The sequence below is a fragment of the Lentzea albidocapillata genome (genome assembly GCF_000719115.1).
In the GTDB taxonomy this organism is placed as follows: Bacteria; Actinomycetota; Actinomycetes; order Mycobacteriales; family Pseudonocardiaceae; genus Lentzea; species Lentzea albidocapillata.
Genome location: NZ_JOEA01000005.1, coordinates 293,638 through 310,074, shown reverse-complemented (window position 1 = coordinate 310,074; position 16,437 = coordinate 293,638). Strand labels below are relative to the sequence as shown.

At 68.3% G+C, this 16,437-nt stretch carries 11 protein-coding genes and 1 pseudogene; 6 read left to right on the top strand and 6 right to left on the bottom strand.

Annotated features, from left to right (window positions below):
• Positions 1 to 3: 3 nt before the first annotated feature.
• The gene (locus tag IG04_RS0108215; RefSeq protein WP_030475951.1) at positions 4 to 315 is read left to right on the top strand and encodes a DUF6968 family protein; all 312 of its coding nucleotides are present in this window, start codon (positions 4 to 6) and stop codon (positions 313 to 315) included.
• On the opposite strand, the gene sph is transcribed toward IG04_RS0108215, so the two are convergent.
• The 3 genes from sph to IG04_RS0108200 all read right to left on the bottom strand — a co-directional run bounded on the left by sph (position 308) and on the right by IG04_RS0108200 (position 9,603).
• Entirely contained in the window at positions 308 to 1,234 is a 927-nt protein-coding gene (sph, locus tag IG04_RS0108210; protein ID WP_173849955.1) for a sphingomyelin phosphodiesterase, read from the bottom strand. The genes IG04_RS0108215 and sph overlap by 8 nt on opposite strands.
• 186 nt (positions 1,235 to 1,420) lie before the next feature.
• Positions 1,421 to 3,331, bottom strand: a complete 1,911-nt coding sequence (locus tag IG04_RS0108205; RefSeq protein WP_159460414.1) for an MBL fold metallo-hydrolase — start codon at positions 3,329 to 3,331, stop codon at positions 1,421 to 1,423.
• Between the two features lie 287 nt (positions 3,332 to 3,618).
• Complete coding sequence (locus IG04_RS0108200) at positions 3,619 to 9,603, bottom strand: hypothetical protein (RefSeq protein ID WP_030475948.1); 5,985 nt, start codon at positions 9,601 to 9,603, stop codon at positions 3,619 to 3,621.
• Positions 9,604 to 10,298: 695 nt separating this feature from the next.
• On the opposite strand from IG04_RS0108200, the pseudogene IG04_RS42365 reads away from it, so the two are divergent.
• Positions 10,299 to 10,641 (top strand): annotated as a pseudogene (locus IG04_RS42365) (FAD-dependent oxidoreductase); the annotation flags it as partial.
• 53 nt (positions 10,642 to 10,694) lie between these two features.
• On the opposite strand, the gene IG04_RS47625 reads toward IG04_RS42365, so the two are convergent.
• Complete coding sequence (locus IG04_RS47625; protein WP_211257704.1) at positions 10,695 to 11,144, bottom strand: MFS transporter; 450 nt, start codon at positions 11,142 to 11,144, stop codon at positions 10,695 to 10,697.
• A gap of 48 nt (positions 11,145 to 11,192) precedes the next feature.
• Between IG04_RS47625 and IG04_RS0108185 the strand changes: the two genes are divergently transcribed.
• The 3 genes from IG04_RS0108185 (at position 11,193) to IG04_RS45065 (ending at position 13,585) form a co-directional block, all read left to right on the top strand.
• On the top strand, positions 11,193 to 11,762 hold the full coding sequence (locus tag IG04_RS0108185; protein WP_030475946.1) for a helix-turn-helix transcriptional regulator: 570 nt from the start codon (positions 11,193 to 11,195) through the stop codon (positions 11,760 to 11,762).
• A 90-nt stretch (positions 11,763 to 11,852) separates the two neighbouring features.
• Positions 11,853 to 12,611 carry a class I SAM-dependent methyltransferase gene (locus IG04_RS0108180; RefSeq protein WP_030475945.1) on the top strand — a complete coding sequence of 253 codons (759 nt, stop codon included), beginning with the start codon at positions 11,853 to 11,855 and terminating at the stop codon, positions 12,609 to 12,611.
• On the top strand, positions 12,608 to 13,585 hold the full coding sequence (locus IG04_RS45065) for a DUF1684 domain-containing protein (protein WP_159460413.1): 978 nt from the start codon (positions 12,608 to 12,610) through the stop codon (positions 13,583 to 13,585). Before IG04_RS0108180 ends, IG04_RS45065 begins: the two co-directional genes overlap by 4 nt.
• On the opposite strand, the gene IG04_RS0108170 is transcribed toward IG04_RS45065, so the two are convergent.
• Positions 13,548 to 14,639, bottom strand: a complete 1,092-nt coding sequence (locus tag IG04_RS0108170) for an ROK family transcriptional regulator (protein WP_036014078.1) — start codon at positions 14,637 to 14,639, stop codon at positions 13,548 to 13,550. The two genes, IG04_RS45065 and IG04_RS0108170, sit on opposite strands and share 38 nt — an antisense overlap.
• Before the next feature lie 87 nt (positions 14,640 to 14,726).
• On the opposite strand from IG04_RS0108170, the gene IG04_RS0108165 reads away from it, so the two are divergent.
• Complete coding sequence (locus IG04_RS0108165; protein WP_245815861.1) at positions 14,727 to 15,911, top strand: YbiU family protein; 1,185 nt, start codon at positions 14,727 to 14,729, stop codon at positions 15,909 to 15,911.
• A 49-nt stretch (positions 15,912 to 15,960) separates the two neighbouring features.
• On the opposite strand, the gene IG04_RS0108160 is transcribed toward IG04_RS0108165, so the two are convergent.
• Positions 15,961 to 16,437: a hypothetical protein gene (locus IG04_RS0108160; RefSeq protein ID WP_030475941.1), complete on the bottom strand. Its 477-nt coding sequence runs from the start codon at positions 16,435 to 16,437 to the stop codon at positions 15,961 to 15,963.

Here is a 16,437-nt window from a genome sequence, read left to right as displayed (position 1 = left end):
CGCATGGACCTGGGAGTCGTCGTCGCGGAACGGCAGATCGAGGGCAAGGCACCGGACGGATCACGCTTCGAGGTGGTGATCAGGTTCGGTGCCCCGCGCCCGGACCCGTTGAGCAGTAACGGCGACTGGCAGTGTCCACATCAGATCGTGGGTCTCAGCGACGAGGCCGTCAGCGCCGCGTACGGCGTGGACTCGGTGCAGGCCCTGCTGCTCAGCGTCTACGCCGTGCGGATCAAGCTGGCCGAGTCGGGCGCCACTCTGGACTGGCTGGGCATGCCCGAACTCGGCCTGACAGTCGCGCCCATGCTCAGCTAGCGAAGACCGGGTAGTGGTCGGACAGGTCGTTGAAGGTGTACTTGCGTCCCCATGACCAGATCGACCACTCAGGACTCTTCACGCGCCGCGTCTCGTTGCGCAGCAAGGGTCCCTGGATGGTCAGCACGTAGTCGAGGTGCTCGGACGCGTACTCCGGCCCGTACTGGTCGCGGCAGACGCTGTTGTCCGCGCAGTCCCACGAGAACGGGTGCCCACCCACCTCGGGCGTCTGCGCGCCCAGTTCCGACACCATCCGCGGGAACTCGTCACCGGCCTTGACCACGTTCAGGTCGCCCGCCACGTACACGGGCTCGGCCGCAGGGATGTTCCGCGCGGTCAGGAACGCCCTGATCTCGGCCCGCTGCTTCGCCCGGTACCCGCCCGGCGCGCTGGTGCAGGTCGAGTCCTCGGCCTGCATGTGCGTTCCGATGACGTGCAGCGGCCCGGTCGGCGCCTCGATCCGCACGTACGCGAACCCCTTGTTGGAGAACCAGTCCGCGCCGCAGCCGTCCGCGTAGACGTGCTGGACCCGCGTGGTGATCGGCCACCGGCTCAGCACCGCGACACCGCCGTCCTCCGGCGTCGAGTCGCTGTACCTCCCGCTCGTCACGTCCCACCCGGCCTTGCTGCGGCCCAGCACCGGCGTCTGGTACGGGTAGGTGTCGCGCAGGTTCGCCAGCAGCCGGTCCGAGGCGGCGTTGTCGAAGGCCTCGTTGAGCACGACGACGTCCTGGCCGTTCAGCACACCGGTGCTGTCGATCAGGTCGGCGCGGGCCACCTGGCCCCAGTTCGGGTAGAGGTTCCGCGACAGCATGAAGACGTTGTAGGTGGCGATCTTCGGGGCAGCTGGGGTCGCGACCGCCGGGGTGGCGAGCGAGATCGTCAGCGCGGCGGCGACGGCGAGCGGGAACAGGCGCATGAAGCCCGATGGTGACGGACGTGAAAGTCTTTCACAACCGCCTGGGGTGACCCGAAGGTGTCGTATCGATCAAGACTTCATGCGTACCGGTTTCGATGGTGCGCCTGCATACCGATCAGTAGAACGATGTGCAGGCGCACCATCGGCCAGCGGCGAAGAGTGCCTGACCACCTTTCAGGCAGGTGATCAAGCGCGGGTTGTGCTGCGGGAGTGAGGTGACCACTCGCCGGTTTTCGTCGTTGCCTGGCCGCGGCTCTCGAGACGTTCCGCCAGCATCGCCTGACCCTGCGGTTCGCCGTGTACCAGCATGACTTCGCGCGCTCCGATTTCGGCCGCGATGGTCACCAGCTCATTGGCTGTGGCGTGGGCGCCGAGTCCATACTGTGCGACCTGCGCCTCTACGGGAACTCGAACGAACTCTCCCTCCAAAGTCGGCAGCTCGAACTCGCCGCCTCCGTGCTTGGCGAGAGCCAGCAGTCGCCCGCCAGGCGAGTCCGCGTCCTGGTAGCCCACCACCATGAGCGCGGCCGATGCGTCCGGCAGCAGCTTTCTGGCCCAGGTGACCGCGGGGCCGGCGGTCAACATTCCCGAGGTTGCGATCACCACGCCACTGCGCAGGTCCGCCAGCGCATCCCTGGTGCCGCCCGGCGGTACCGCGCGCACCCTCTCTCCGAAAATCCGCATCGGAGCACGGTCAGGACCGAGTTGCTGCTCATAGATGGATGTGACGCTGCGGGCAAGTCCGTCGATGAGGACCTCGACCTCGGGCAGTGCGGTGGCGATCGTGAGGGCGACCTCCTGTGCCCTGCCAAGCGCGAACGCAGGGATCAGCACTCGCCCGCCCGCACTCGTCACGGCGGCGATGTCGCCCACGAGCCTGGCGACCTCCTTTGTGCGAGAAGTGCTGTTGTGCGACCCGGCGTACGTCGACTCGAGGAGCAATAGATCCGCCCCACCTGCCGAGGCCGGCACCTTGATTCCGCTGACCGTGCGCTGCGCGTGGCGCGACACGTCACCCGAGATGACGACGCGCCGCTCGCCGGCGTGGACGATCACGCTGGCCGCACCGACGATGTGCCCAGCTGGGAACAGTTCCAGGTCGACATCGCCCACGCGAGCCCGCTGACCGAACGGGAGCACCCGCAGGCGCGTGAGCGCGTGCTGGACGTCCTCCCGTCCGTAAGGAGCGGCGAGACCTGTGCCATCGGTCTCCCGGTTCCGCCGCGCGAGTACCTTGGCGGAGTCGAACCACATGATCGGCAACAGCGCTGCGGTCGCATCCGTTGCGAAGACAGGGGTGTCCGGACGACGGATGAGCACCGACGGAACCCAGCCAGCGTGGTCGTTGTGCGCATGGGTGATGACGATGCCGTCGAGACGTCCGTCGTACGCCCTGTCGATCGCGGGCGGGGCGAGTTGTGACGGCGTCAAGGCACCGGGGCGAGTACCGGCGTCGACCAGCAGCCGGGTGTTGCCCGCCGTCACCAGCACGCACGAGCCGCCGATCTGCGTGCCTCCACCAAGCACCTCGACCCGGAGGTCGTGATCCCGCACTGTCGCCGGTCGGCGCGGAGGTACCACGTAGGCGTTCAGCAGCGTGGGGAGCCAAGTCGCGACCGATGCGGTCAGTTCGTTGGAGAGTCCAGCAGACTTCGCCGCGGCAGTAACCCTGTCGAGGTCGATGCGCGGCAACAAGGCGGTACGTCCCGGATCGATGCGCGCCGGCTCGCCAGGACCGATACCGCGACTGTCGTTGGGAAAATCGGAGTTCGGCGACGTGAACGCTGCGGCAAGCGTGGCGGCGGCCTTCACGGGATCGGTGGCATCGACACGTATCGCGGAGAGCCGAGCCTCGGCCGCGTCGGCACGAATGATCGCGGAGTGGAGTTCGTCCACCGTCTCAGCGAGCTGGGCCCGCAGCGCGACTGCTTCCTGAGCGGCGGTAGTCGCCTGGGCTTGAGCACGATCGCGTGCGTCTCTGACCTTCGCGAGACGCCGTGCCTCGCGTTCCTTGTACCTCTCTTCCGCAGGCGCACGGCTGGCGCGTTCCGCTTCCCGCGAAGCCCGCCGTGTGGCCTTGCGCGCGTCGTCGAGCAACTTGCGGACGCCGTTGGCGGCGCGAGCGGCATCCTCCGTGCCGGCAGCCACGAGCCCGGTCGCGAGGGTGTCCAAGTCGCTTTCGCCGTGAGTGGCCACCCTGGCGGCGACCGCGGCTCGAAGACCCGTCGACTGTTCGAGGAGGGCCAGCAACGTCGCCACCCCATGAGGATCCGCGACAACCTTGTCCGGGAGAACCGGTTCGCCCGATCGCTCACTCACGACGGTCGCGGCGTGGTGCAACACGATCCGGACAGTGTCCGGCATAGCCGCGTTCACCGTGGCGGTCATGCTTTGGCCTTGGCCGGGGCGTCCGACGTGATCGCTGCCGTCGTGGGTTCCGGTCGCAGCCGGCCGGAGTCGGTCACCGTGAAGCAGCCGAGCGCGACGAGGGCGGCGATCACGTCTTCGAACGAGTTGAATCCATCGGCGTCGAGCGCGGCCGTGCCGACGTACGTCTGAAGTGAGTCGGCGATCTCCATGACCAGGTCACCGTCTGCGCCGGCGATCGTGACCACCGTCCGGAAGGACTCGGACAACACTCCCTTGCCCGGCGCGATGCCCGCCGCCGTGACGAGACCGCGTCCTCCGTCGCCGTGCAGCCACGATTCGAGGTCGGCCAACAGCTTCGCGCTTCGCGCCGCCGCTCCGGTGTTAGCCGCCAGGCGCTCAGCCTGCACGATCGCCTGCGGCCAGCCACCCGTGGCTTGCAGAAGCTCCGCACGGGCCTGGTCGTCCCGGAACGGCAGGTTCTCCTCATCGCACCACATCCGGAGACCCGGCTCGTCCACACGGCAGAGATCTATCCTCGCCTGGCGCTTGATCCAGGCAGCCGCGTTGGCGGGCGTCACCACGAACGCCACGGTGACGTCGTGACGAGCCGCGTGCACCGCCGTGTCGGCCGTCTCGAGCAACATCTCCAGCACAGCGGCAGTGATGCCCTGTGCGTCGACGAGCAGCAACGTGGAGTACCCGGCTGCGAGGGATACAGCCGCCTTGATCCCATCGGAGGTCACGGTGTGGACTTGGGCGACCTCGGAACCCAGTTGCGCTCCCTGCTCGTGGGCCGCTTTCACCGCCGCCATGACGCGGTCGATCCCGAGCGCCGCCGAACCCGCTACCGTCAGCACTTCGCGCCGGGCGTCGAACAGCCGCCCGAGCTGCCTCTCGGTGAGTGGGGACCGGCTGGAACGGATCGTGCGCCGGTAGGAACCTCCGTCGGACGGGGACGGCACCACGAGCCGCTCGGATGCCGTGTAAAGCGTGTCGAGCACTTCGTCTTCGGTACCGAGAAGACGCAGAACCGTCGGTGTGCGCAGGCGGTACCGGCTGCTGTCGAGAGCGAGCACGCCGAGGTCAACGCATTCGGTGACGAGGCCCCGGAAGTCGTCCGCGCCGACTTCGGAGAAGCCCGCCGGCCAGTGCTGCCGGGCGATGTCGGACAGCTCGTTGAGACTCAGACTCGCGTCGATGCCTCGCTCATGTGCTGCCTCCGCGACCGCGTATGCGATTACGAGGTAGCGGTGGTCGAGGTTGAGAGTCAGCACGTACTTTTCCCTGAACGCCGCAAGCAGGTCTGCGTCCGCGAACACCTCATCGATGTCAGCATCGGTGATGAGCTGCGGAGGGCCGTCGGCGGGGACGGCCTGCGCGGCGAGGTGCTTGACCAGCGCTTCGCCGAACAACTGCAACAGCGCGGGCATGTTGTTGGCCATCGCGAGGATGCGCGCGGGCTGAGCGGTCTTGTCCGCGAAGGTGAAGCCCAGCGCGGCCAGCGGGTGGATGAGCAGGTCCTGTGCGTGCTGCGGCCGCAGCGGGCCGACACTGATCGGCTTGCCGAAGTGCGACAGCGGCTGGTTGGGCAGCGACTCGAAGCGTGCGGTCCGGTGCAGTCCTGCGAAGACGACCTTCACCCTGCGGTTCGAGTCCACCATCAGCCTGCGGCACCAGTCGACGTGTACGAAGAAGTCCTCGTCCCGAGAGGCAGCGTCCGCGTCCAGGAACGCGTCGGCCTCGTCGAGCAGGATCAGGAGCGCGCGAGAAGGGTCGTGCTCGAGCCAGCGCATGACGGAGTCGTAGACGACCGGGGCGATGTCCTTGTCTCCGGTCGGAGCAGAGTCACCGACGATTCCGATGCGGGCGAGGAGCGGCCACAGCGCGCCCCAGATGCGCTCCGGTCGTCCGTCCCCGCCCACAGTGAACACGCTTGTCAGAACCGCGTGCCTGCCGTGGCCGGAACCGTTGAACCGCCGCGCAGCCGCGCGAAGCAACGCCGACTTGCCGAGCTGCCGTCCGCCAGAGACGAACGACGGACCGTTCAGGTCGATCACGGCCGCGAGTTCCTCGGTGCGGCCGTAGAACATCTCGGGAGGGGTGTCGCCAGGGGTGTCGCGATACGGATTCGCTGCGCTGAACGGCAGCGCGATCGCGGCGAACGTCGAGCGCCTTGGCTCCGGCTGGCACACCAGGTACGCGAGAGCTGCCACGTCGAACACGACCAGCGGAGGGTTGGGACGTCCGCGTGCCGCATTGGCGATGGCTCGCCTGTCGGCCGGGCTGAGGGCGCCGCCCAGCCAGATCGCGAGCACCGTGTGGTCCGCCATCTCGCCGCTCATCCACTCGATGAGCGTCGCCGGCGTGGGAGCGGTCTTGACCAGCAGAACGCGGAGAGCGGTGCCATCGGGACTCATCGCCGAGCCCAGCGCGGGGGTGAGGGCTTCACCTGTGCCGGTGACGCTGTTGAGCCGCAACCAGTTCCTGCCCGTGAGCCTGGTGCTGGCCTGCTCGACCTTGATGGTTGTGAACTCCAGACCGGCCTGCGCCAGCACCATGCGCAGCAGCTCGGCGGTGTCCGTCTTGCGGGTGCCGCCGGTGTTGTGACCCACCAGCTGCCCCCACGCGTTCAACGCACGGCGGCCCGCGTCGCGGCGCGCTTTTGAGAGGTCCGCCACGTTCAGTCCTATGCGTGCGAGTGCGGCCGCGCTGGCGTCGTCCGGAGCGGCCGACAGTGCCTTCTGCAGGTTCGTCAGGAGGTGCGGGCGCTCACTTGCCGCCTTGGCGACGACAGGGAAGAAGTTGCTGAGGTGCTCTGCCTGGTGCTCGGTCGCCGGCAGGGTGCCACCAGCGAGCAACGTCTGGAGGTACTCGTCAGCGCTCGCGACATCGCCCTTGCGGGCGAGTTCGTTGAGCTTGTCGAGGTTCGCGGCGACGGCGGTGTTGCTCGCCGCGCGCTCCTCGATGCGGGCCCGCGTCGAGGCGATCTTCTCCTGCACCCGGTCGTGCAGTTCGTTCTTGATCGCGGTGACGGACGCCAGGATCCGCCCGAAGTCGACGCGCCGCCGGGGCTGTGGCCAGGGACCGTCCATCCGTGGCCAGAGAGCTACGGCGCGAGAGGCCAGTGCCGCCCACGGCTGGTCGTCCAGCGTGCCGGCGAGTCGCTTGGCGTCAATCTGCTTGGCCAGCTCGGCGACTTCCGCCTCGACACCGGAAGACCTGTCCGGGAGGGAGGTACCGCGCTTGCGTTCAAGTGCGGCCGCGACACTCGGGTTCGACACCCGCACGCCCGCGATCAGGACCGCCGTGAGGTCGTGGTCTCCGCGTTCGGCCCGCGACTCGTACACCGCCGACGGCTCGGCGGCCGGTTGCTCCGCCACCTCCAGCAGAGCGGGTATGTGCGCTGGCGACAAACCGTTGTCCGGCAGCAGGCTCTCCGCATCGAGCGTGAGGCGCGCGGCCAGCAGTTCCCGGTGCAGAACGAAAGGCAGCGGCGGTTCGTCGATCTCCGGCACCTTGCCGTCGCAGATGGCGAAAGCCTCGCTCAGCAGTAGTGCCGCGGCGTGGGCGTCCTCGCCGGAGCTGATCTCCTTCAGCGCCTGCGCGCGCACTCCAGCGAGCTGGCGGCGGAGCTTGGTCAACGACCCCGCTTGCCATGCGCCCGCGTTCATGACCGCCTGGCGCTCCGTGGCCCGCTCGGCCAGATCCGCCCAGCGTCCGGCCAGTTCGAGTGCTTCCTCCCAGCGCTGTACAAGGCTGGTGCGGGCCCCCGCGACGATGCGCTGGGAGTGTGTGCGGCGCAGCGAGGCGAACGTGCTGTCGATCGACTTCTGGACCTTGCCGCGCAGGGTGACGACGGACTCGCGGACGGTCGTCACCAGGCGGGCGTCGTTGGTCGCCACCTGGTTGAGCAGCGTGCCGAGTTCCCCGGTGGGGCTCATCCAAGCCAGATAGACGCCGTTGGCGGGGATGTACTTGATGGTGCGCCTGGCGGCTGAGGTGACCAACGCCGCCGCAGCCGTCGCGGCGTCGGCCGCGGCGGTCTCCGCTTCGGCGAGGGTGCCTACCGCGTTCGCGGCTTCCGCGAGCACGACGATGCCCGCGCGGCTGGCATCGGCGAGCGCTTCGAGTGCTTCCGTGAGCGCCGGCTGCTCGCTGACGCAGGGCAGCAGCTCAAGCATCACGCCGGCGGGACCGGCAGACGGTGCCACCAGGGCGATCCGTGCGGCGGCCGTCAGAGCCACGAGCTGCCCGGCGCGGTCGTCGCCCAGCGACTCTCGTTCCACCTTCGGTGCGAGCTCGGCGAACGCGGAGGCCAGGCGCCCGGTGGGGTTGGTGATCGCGGCCGCGCACGCGGCCAGCCGCCTTGCGGCGACGTTCGGTTCCGGAGCGCCGCTTGCTTCGAGCAGGTCGGCGGCGAGCCCGTACCGGCGATCCGACAGGAGCACGTTGGCGATATGGACCGTCCCGGTCTCACGCGAGCTGTTTGCCTCGACGCGGACGGGTGATGCGGTTTCGGCCTCGGCCTGAATCGGCTTCGCCGCGAGGGCCAGCTTGTCCGCCAGACGCCGGCCCGGCGTGCTGATCGCCGCGAGGGAAGCACCGGCACCCGCATCGAGCAGGGTGTCGAGATCGGACAGGTCCGCCGCCGGGGGTTCGAATGTGGCGGGCTGTTCAACGTCCGACGGGCTCCGCAGCACGTTGTCGTCGATACCGTCAGTGTGAGAGGACTCCGGTTCGCCGGTGGACGGCTCGCTCGCGGGACTCCCGGTCTCTGGCACGAGCGTCTTCCCTGCGGGCTCTGCCGATTTGCTGGGCTCCGCGGACTCTGGTGCGTCAGGGAGGGTGACGGCTCCGAAATTGATCGCGGTCAGCAGCGGGCCCATTGCGGGCCAAGCTTCCTGTGCCGCCGCGTGAGCTTCGCTGAGAGCTGAGTAGTCGGTGTCACCGCCGCTTCTGCTCGCGGTGGCCAGCGAGATGAAGCCCCAGATCGTCTTGAGACGCTCTCTGGGAGCGTTCGGGTCGTCGACGGCTGCCGTTGCTTCCGCGCGTACCTGGCCGAGCGGCGTCTTGAGGTTGTCCGGCCCCGAAAGCGCCGCGAGGCGCATCAACCAGTCGAGTTCGGCCTCGGCCGAGCGGGATGCGAGCAGGTCGATGGCCTGCTGCAAGCCGTGACGGGTATCGGGGACCTCTTCGCCCAGTTCGGATCGCAGCTCGGTCAGTACGGTCATTGCCTCCTCGACGTACGCGACGATGCGATCGAGGTTGTCGATGTCGGGCAGACCGCCGTGGCGCAGAGTGCTGGCCACGGCCGCGGCCACGTCGCTCACCTCGTCCCAGCGACGCAACAGTTCAGAGGCGTGCGTCGAGGCGTCGGCGCAGTCGCCTTCGGCCGGTGTGAGGACGTGTGCTGTGTTCTTGTCGTCGATCATCTCGTCCGCCTGCGGTAGGAGGTCCTCTGAACTGTCGGAATCGTCGAGTCCGATCGCGTTGCGGCGCGCGGAGTACACGAGGTCGCGCAACGGCGCGGCGGGAATCGGTGGAAGACCCGGATAGGATTCGGACAGACTGTTGTGGACGGACCGAGCATCGTCGTTCTGCTCTGCCAGCAGCGCCAGCGCGACAGCGGATCCCGCTGTGTCACCGATGATCGCGACGGCCAGGCCCGCCGTGAGCAGCGCTGTGCCGAGGTCCCGTACGACGCTGGTAAGCATCTGACGGAGGTCGTGTCGCTCGGAGTACACCTCGAGTGCGCGCCGGGGGTCCGGCCCGAGGACCGAGGACCACTGATCCGGGCCCGTCCTGCTGTCGAGTACCACGCTGACTGGGGCGGTGACGTCGCGCAGCAGCTCGGAACGCCCCTGAGTCGCGTCGGAACGCAGACGTGCGAGAAGTTGGGCCGCCATGCCCCGGTTGACGGTCGCAACCAGGCGGAGCCCGAGTGCGCTGAGCACGTGCTGGCGGTAGTGCTGCGGCATGGCACGCAACACCTTCAGCACGTCGTCGGCGGTTACGTGCGCAAGCGCATCGCTGGCTATCGCGCGGATGTCGCATTGCTCTGCGATCTGGCGACCTGAAGGCCACTGTTCAGGAGTTGTGGGCAGGGGCGTGTGGTCGTGCGCTCCTGTGCGGCATCGGCATCCTCGCCGGCGTCGCGGACTCGCCACGGTGTGTCCTCCTGTGAGCTGATAGCCGAGCTCCGCACCTGGGCATCAGGCTTGGAATGGTCTGAATCGGCGTTTGCGGGCAGGTCAATAGAGCGGTCGGCTCGTGTTGATGGGACCGATATTTGACCTGTAGTTCGCGCTCGTCTTGAGAAATGTTACGGAGGTGCGCAAGTCTCGGAGTTGCGTCGATCCGGCGGGTGTTGCGAATTAGGAATACTCCAACTTGTTGAAGCTGGTCGTCCGTCCCCATGCCCTGGGGGCGTTCCCCTGAACTGGCCGGATGGGGGACACGGGGCTGTCGGCAGTCTTAATGAGCGATTGTGGTATTGAGAGGCGGAGTCGCCACGTTCGGTGCGGCTGTGATGAGGTAGGTGATTTCCGCAAGTGGCTGACCTGCGGCCAAATGGGTGAATCTGTTGGCGTGACCTATTCCAAATGGTTTGGAAATTGGCCACATTGTGGACAAGTGGAATGTCGGTGATGCCCGTTGGCTTCTCCGGAGTGTTGTGCCTGCTGATCGCTGAGGCGGCCTCGGCTCGATGTTCGTCCCCGGTCAGGGCAAGGGGATCTTCGTGCATCGGGGGAGCGGCGACACGCTGCACGCCTACGTGAAGTTCAGCCGTCTGCTGGAGTGGTTCGACGACCTCGGCCGGATCGTGGCGGAGTTCGAGGGCTGGGCGCCGGCGATCACGAAGCTGATCACCGAGTCCTACATGGAGCCGGTGTTCCGTCCGCACTACGCCCTGCTGGCGGAGCACCGCTGGGGAACGGGTAGCGGGCGTGACCCTGGTCGGCGACGCCGCGCACCTCATGCTGCCCAACGGTGAGGGCGCCAACCTGGCCATGCTGGACGGCGCCGAGCTCGGCAAAGATGGACCAGAGCCCGTTCGGCAATGAGTCCCCGCAGAAGCTGCTCGACCTGCTCATCGACCCCTGAGGACGACGGCGAACAGGACCGCCATGATGGCCACACCGGTCCACATAGCCGTCCGCCAGCCATCCACAAAGGACCCGTTGGTGGCCATCACGCCGAGCAGCGCGATGCCCAGGGCCGTGCCGAACTCGCGCGTCACGTCGTTCAGCGCGGACGCCACTCCCTGGCGTTCCACCGGCAGGGAGCTCGTGATGGCCTCGGTGGCGGGCGGCATCGACAGTCCCATGCCCATGCCCATGCCCAGCCGATCGCCGAGCGCGCCGAGCGGCAGCAGGGCGGCCAGCGCCAGCACGTAGCCGTTGATGATCCACAGGACGGCGCTCTGGGACGCGCCGAACTCGGCGGCGAGGTGGGGCTGGGCGACGTTGAGCCCGGTCACCGACGAGATCACGGCCATCAACGCCACGCAGACCGCGACCGGGGTCTTCGTTCGAGTCAAGGCCGCGAAGCTAGGCGGGATTTGCTGGAGAGGCATACAGTCGTGCGCATGACGCAAGAAGATGGTGATCTGGACGGCCTCGTGCGCAAACGGATCCGCGCCCTGCGGGTCGCCCAGGGCTGGTCCCTGGACGAGCTCGCCACCCGTGCCAAGCTCAGCCCGTCGTCGCTCAGCCGCATCGAGAACGGTCAGCGCCGGCTGGCCCTGGACCAGCTGGTGACGCTGGCCAAGGCCCTCGACACCTCATTGGACCAGCTGGTCGAGACCGACACCGACGACGTGATCGTCAGCCCGATGCTCGACGGCGCGCACGGCACGATGCGCTGGCCGATCAAGGCCGAGCCTGGCATGACGGTCATGCGCCAGCGGATGACCAGCCCGCCACCCGACAACCCCGCCTCACTCCGCGCGCACTCCGGCCGCGAATGGCTGGTGGTTCTGAAGGGCACGGCGGTGTTGCTGCTCGGCAACCGGAGGCTCCGCGTGGAGACCAACCAGGCCGCCGAGTTTCCGACGATGCTGCCGCACGCGATCGGCACGGCAGGCGGTCCGTGCGAGATCCTCGGCATCTTCGACCGGGAGGCGCGCCGCGGCCACAACGCCGACAAGAAGGCGTGATCTTGCGCGCGCGGCAGCGTGGAGACCGACCGTCTTGCGTAATACGCAAGCCACCGTGCATTTGAGGCACGATCGACCTACGTTGGGTCCATGAGCGAACACGGACACGGACACGGACATGGGCACGGGCACGGGCACGGCCACCGACACGGGCATGACGACGGTGACCAGGCGGAGGTCCTCGACCTCGACGCGGAACTCCTCGCCGGCCACACCGCCGGCATCATCGACTGGCTCCCCATCGCGAACCCCCGTCACATCGTCGACCTGGGAGCCGGCACCGGTGCGGGCACGTTCGCGCTGCTGAGCCGCTTCCCCGAAGCCCACGTCACCGCCGTCGACTCCTCGGTCGAGCACCTCCAGCGCCTCCGCGCCCAGGCCGGTGAACGGGGCCTGGCCGACCGGGTCCACACCGTCGTCGCCGACCTCGACTCGGACTGGCCGGACCTCGGCACTCCGGACCTGATCTGGGCCTCGGCCTCCCTGCACCACATGGCCGACCCCGGCCACACCCTCGCCCAGCTGCACAAGACCCTCGCTCCCAGCGGCCTGCTCGCCGTGGTCGAACTGGCCGGCATGCCGCAGTTCCTGCCCGAACACGCGCCGGACGGCCACGACGAGCGCATTCCGCACCGCGGTGCCGACTGGGGCCCCATGCTGACCGGAGCCGGGTTCACCGTCGAGGGCGACCGCACGATCACCGTCCACATCGAACGGTCCGAGGCCGTGGAACGCTACGCCCGCATCGTTCTGAAGCGGCGGCTCGACCCGGAAGACCTCGAAGAAGCGCTGCGCCGCGACGACCTGGCCCTGCGCACCGAACGCACCGTATGGGCGGCGAGGAAATGACCTACGAACAGTGGCGCGAAGCCAGGTGGGACGAGATCGCGGGCTCCAACGGCAAGGCGAAGGTGGTCGCCAAGGGCATGGTGTCCGGAGACGGCGGCACAATCGAGCTGCCGGACGGACGAGTGGTGTTCGCGGGAGGCGGCGACGGCTCCTACGGCGTGGTCGTCATGGACGACAAGGCCCTGGAACAGTCGGGCCTGCAAGGGATCGACACCTACCCCTACGACCCGGCGTGGGTCTTCGAGGGCGAGTTCCGTGCCGCCCCAGCGGATCGCCACATCGAGGTGGAGCACCTGACGGCCCCGCGCACCACGGAGGCCGTGCGGGCTCCGGTCGACCTGGCGGTCACGATCAACGGCGAGGAACACGTCCTCGCCGTCATCGAAACCATGCCGGGCCAACGACTTGTCATCTTCACCGACGAGACCAACGGCTCCGGGACGCCGGACATCGGCCGCTGGCTCGTCCTGCCACTCCTGGAGCCCGGCAGCAAGCTCACCGTCGACTTCAACCAGGCCAGCCTCTCGCACCACCACCTGGTCCCGGAAGTCTTCACCTGCCCGCTGTCCCCGCCCGGCAACCACCTCCCGACCAGAGTAGAAGCAGGAGAACGCGCCCTCATGTACGACCTCAGGACCAAGGCCACCACCTACCTCCGCCACCTGGAGAACCGCGAGTGGTCCGAGGCGAAGGCGATGTGCGCCACCGATGCCACCGTCTGGCACAACGACGGCAAGGGCGACTCCTCGATCGGCGAGAACATCGCCGGCATGGAAGCGCAGGTCGAGCCCATCGAGTCGATGCGCTACGACATCACCCGCCAGTTCGAGCAGCCGGGCGAGGTCCTGCAGCAGCACGTCGTGAACGTCGAGACCAAGGACGGCGGGCTGTTCAGGGTCGACGCCGCCGTGTACTTCCGCTTCGAGAACGGTCTGATCACCCGGATCGAGGAGTACGCGAGCCTGCTCGGCTGACGAGCGCCGTCCTCAGCAGGTCGAGCGCGGCGGCCCGCGCCCCGGTCAGCGACGGCTGCTCGACCGATGCCGCGACCACGTCGACCTGACGTGGCAGCCGTGAGCACTCGGCGCTGATCGCGTCGAGCAGAGCCGGTCCCCAGGTCCCGCCGATCACCACGACCTCGGGGTCCGCCAGCGTCACCAGGGCCGTGATCACCCCGCCGACCGCACGGGCCGTCACGTCCGGGTCCGCGGCCCGCAGTCGTGGCACGTCGATCGCGGTCGAGCCGGGCCGCCGCAAACCCAGTTCACCGAACACCGCGATGAACGGCATCGCCGTCCCGGACGGCCCGACCGTGATCACGTGGGCAATCTCGCCGGCCAGCCCGGAGTGCCCGCGCCGCACCTCGCCGTCGCTGACGAGCGCGCATCCCAGGCCCTCGCCCAGGTGCAGGTAGGCGAAGTCCGCGACTCCCAGCACGGCGTGCTCGGCCTGCGCTGCCCAGTTCACGTCGTTGTCGACGACCACCGGGCCGTGCAGCAACGGGCTCAGCACCTCGACCGGGTCGAGTTCGCCCACCAGGAACGGCGAGTCGGGGAGGTGGACGAGCCTGCCGGTGCGGCGGTCAACCGGATCGGCCGCGCTCACGGTGCAGAGCCGGACGTGGTGCGCCGCAACGGCTTTCGCAGCGACGGAGGGCAGCACGGTCGCCACTTCCGCCGGTGAGTCGATCGGGTGGTGCGTGCGGTCGGCGACATCTCCGTACGCGTCAACGCATTCCGCCGTCACGCCGTCCGGCGCGATCGTCATGACCAGTGCGACACCGACGTCCTCCGCGAGGCTGTAGAACGAGCCGACCCGTCCCTTGCCGCGCCCGCCGGGAGTGCGTTCGCCGGTGTCGGCGACCAGCCCGCTCTCGACCAGGCGGCGCACGCTCTCGCTCACCGTCGGCTTCGACAGGCCCGTCTCGATCGCGAGCTCGGCCCGCGTCAGCTTGCGCGCGGCCATCAACGTGCGCAGCACGCGCTCGTCCGAGATCGAGCGCAGCAACTCCTGAGACGGCTTGGTCACCCGGCGGATTCTAGTTAGAGGTCTTGCCTACAACGGCTCGACACGCCTATGGTTCCAAGTTAGGAGACCTTACTGGAAGGAGTTGCCGTGCTGCCGCACTGGGACACGACCCCCGCTGACCTGACGAAAGCCGTCCGCGAGGTGAAGAAGGCGATCCGCGCGAACATCGTGGCGTCCGGGCGCACTGTCGAGGAGGTGTTCGCCGTCGTCGAGCAGCAGATCCGGCGCGAGGTCGACGACGTCAAGGCGGGCCAGGCCTGGCCCGTGATCGACTACGCCGACATCGAGGCCGGCACGGCGAACACCGAGCTCCTGAAACGCCGAGGCTGCCTGGTGGTGCGCAACCACTTCGAGCGTGAACAAGCCCTGGCCTGGGACAAGTCCATTGTGGACTACGTGGAGAGCAACGACTTCTTCGAGAACTACCGCGGCCCCGGCGACGACTTCTTCGGCAGCGTCGGCTCGAAACCCGAGATCTACCCGATCTACTGGTCACCCGCGCAGACCGAGGCCAGGCGACACCAGCGCATGGCCACCGTCCAGCGCTTCCTCAACAGCCTGTGGCGCCACGAAGGCTGGTTCGATCCGGCCACGGACGTCGGCTACCCGGACCGAATCCGCCGCCGCCCGCCCGGCGCCGACTCGAACGGCCTGGGCACCCACCTCGACCCCGGCACGCTCGACCTGTGGATGACGCGGGAGTACCAGCAGGCGTTCCGGCACCTGTTCAACGGCACGCCGGAGCAGTACGACCCGTGGGACGCCGCCCACCGCACCACCGGCCCGCAGTACCCGGGAACCACGATGTGCTCGGTGTTCCGCACCTTCCAGGGCTGGACCGCGCTCTCGGACATGGCCCACGACCAGGGCGTCCTGCACACCGTCCCGATCCCCGGCGCCATGGCGTACCTGATGCTGCGCCCGCTGCTCGACGACGTCCCGGACGACGACATGTGCGGCGTCACCGTCAACCAGGTCTTCCCCGTCAACCCGAAGTACCACGAGCTGCTGATCGAAGCCCTCAGCGGCATCCCGGACGTCCGGGCCGGCGACTCGGTCTGGTGGCACTGCGACATGATCCACAGCGTCGCGCCGGTCGAGGACCAGCAAGGCTGGGGCAACGTCATGTACATCCCTGCCGCGCCTTCGTGTGAACGCAACGACCGCTACGCCGAGGAGATCCGGCGCGCGCACGCGACCGGGTCCAGCCCGAGCGACTTCCCAGAGGAGCACTACGAGCGGGCGTGGCCCAACCGTTCGCGGCCTGAATAGCCCCGGAACACCGCGCCCTCGCCGGGCGCGGTGTCGCGGGAACCCTGCGTCACCCGGTGGCCGGCCGCTGGGTGATGGTCTGCCCGGTCACCGTGCCGTCGGAACCGGCCTGACCCTGCACGACGACCTGCTGACCCGCCTTGAGATCCGTGAGCTCGCCCTCCGAGCTGATCTCCACCTTCGTCGTGTCCGAAGTGGACACCTTCACGACCTGCCCGTTCTGCGTCTTCACGTACACGGTAGTGCCGTCGACGTGGTCGATCGTGCCGATGGTGCCGCGTCCTGCGGGGTTCGGCCGGTTCTGGCCCGAAGGCGGAGTGCCGCCGAACTGCCGGCCGGCGGCGTTCTGACGCGTCGGGGTCTCGCCGGCACCGAAGGACTTCTGCACGAACACCCCGCCGACGAACGCCACGATCGCGAGTACCGCGACCCCGAGGACCACCGTGGTCTTGCCGACGCCCGCCTTGCGTTCCTTCAGCTCAGCCGTGATGTCGTTCTCCAAAGGCTGATCGAGTGGGTTGGTCAC

What these genes read in the sequence shown, in the direction of transcription:
- IG04_RS0108185 (WP_030475946.1), top strand. Translation starts at nt 11,193, where the DNA reads ATGACGCAAGAAGATGGTGATCTGGACGGCCTCGTGCGCAAACGGATC.
- IG04_RS0108215 (WP_030475951.1), top strand. Translation starts at nt 4, where the DNA reads ATGGACCTGGGAGTCGTCGTCGCGGAACGGCAGATCGAGGGCAAGGCA.
- sph (WP_173849955.1), bottom strand. Translation starts at nt 1,234, where the DNA reads ATGCGCCTGTTCCCGCTCGCCGTCGCCGCCGCGCTGACGATCTCGCTC.
- IG04_RS45065 (WP_159460413.1), top strand. Translation starts at nt 12,608, where the DNA reads ATGACCTACGAACAGTGGCGCGAAGCCAGGTGGGACGAGATCGCGGGC.
- IG04_RS0108180 (WP_030475945.1), top strand. Translation starts at nt 11,853, where the DNA reads ATGAGCGAACACGGACACGGACACGGACATGGGCACGGGCACGGGCAC.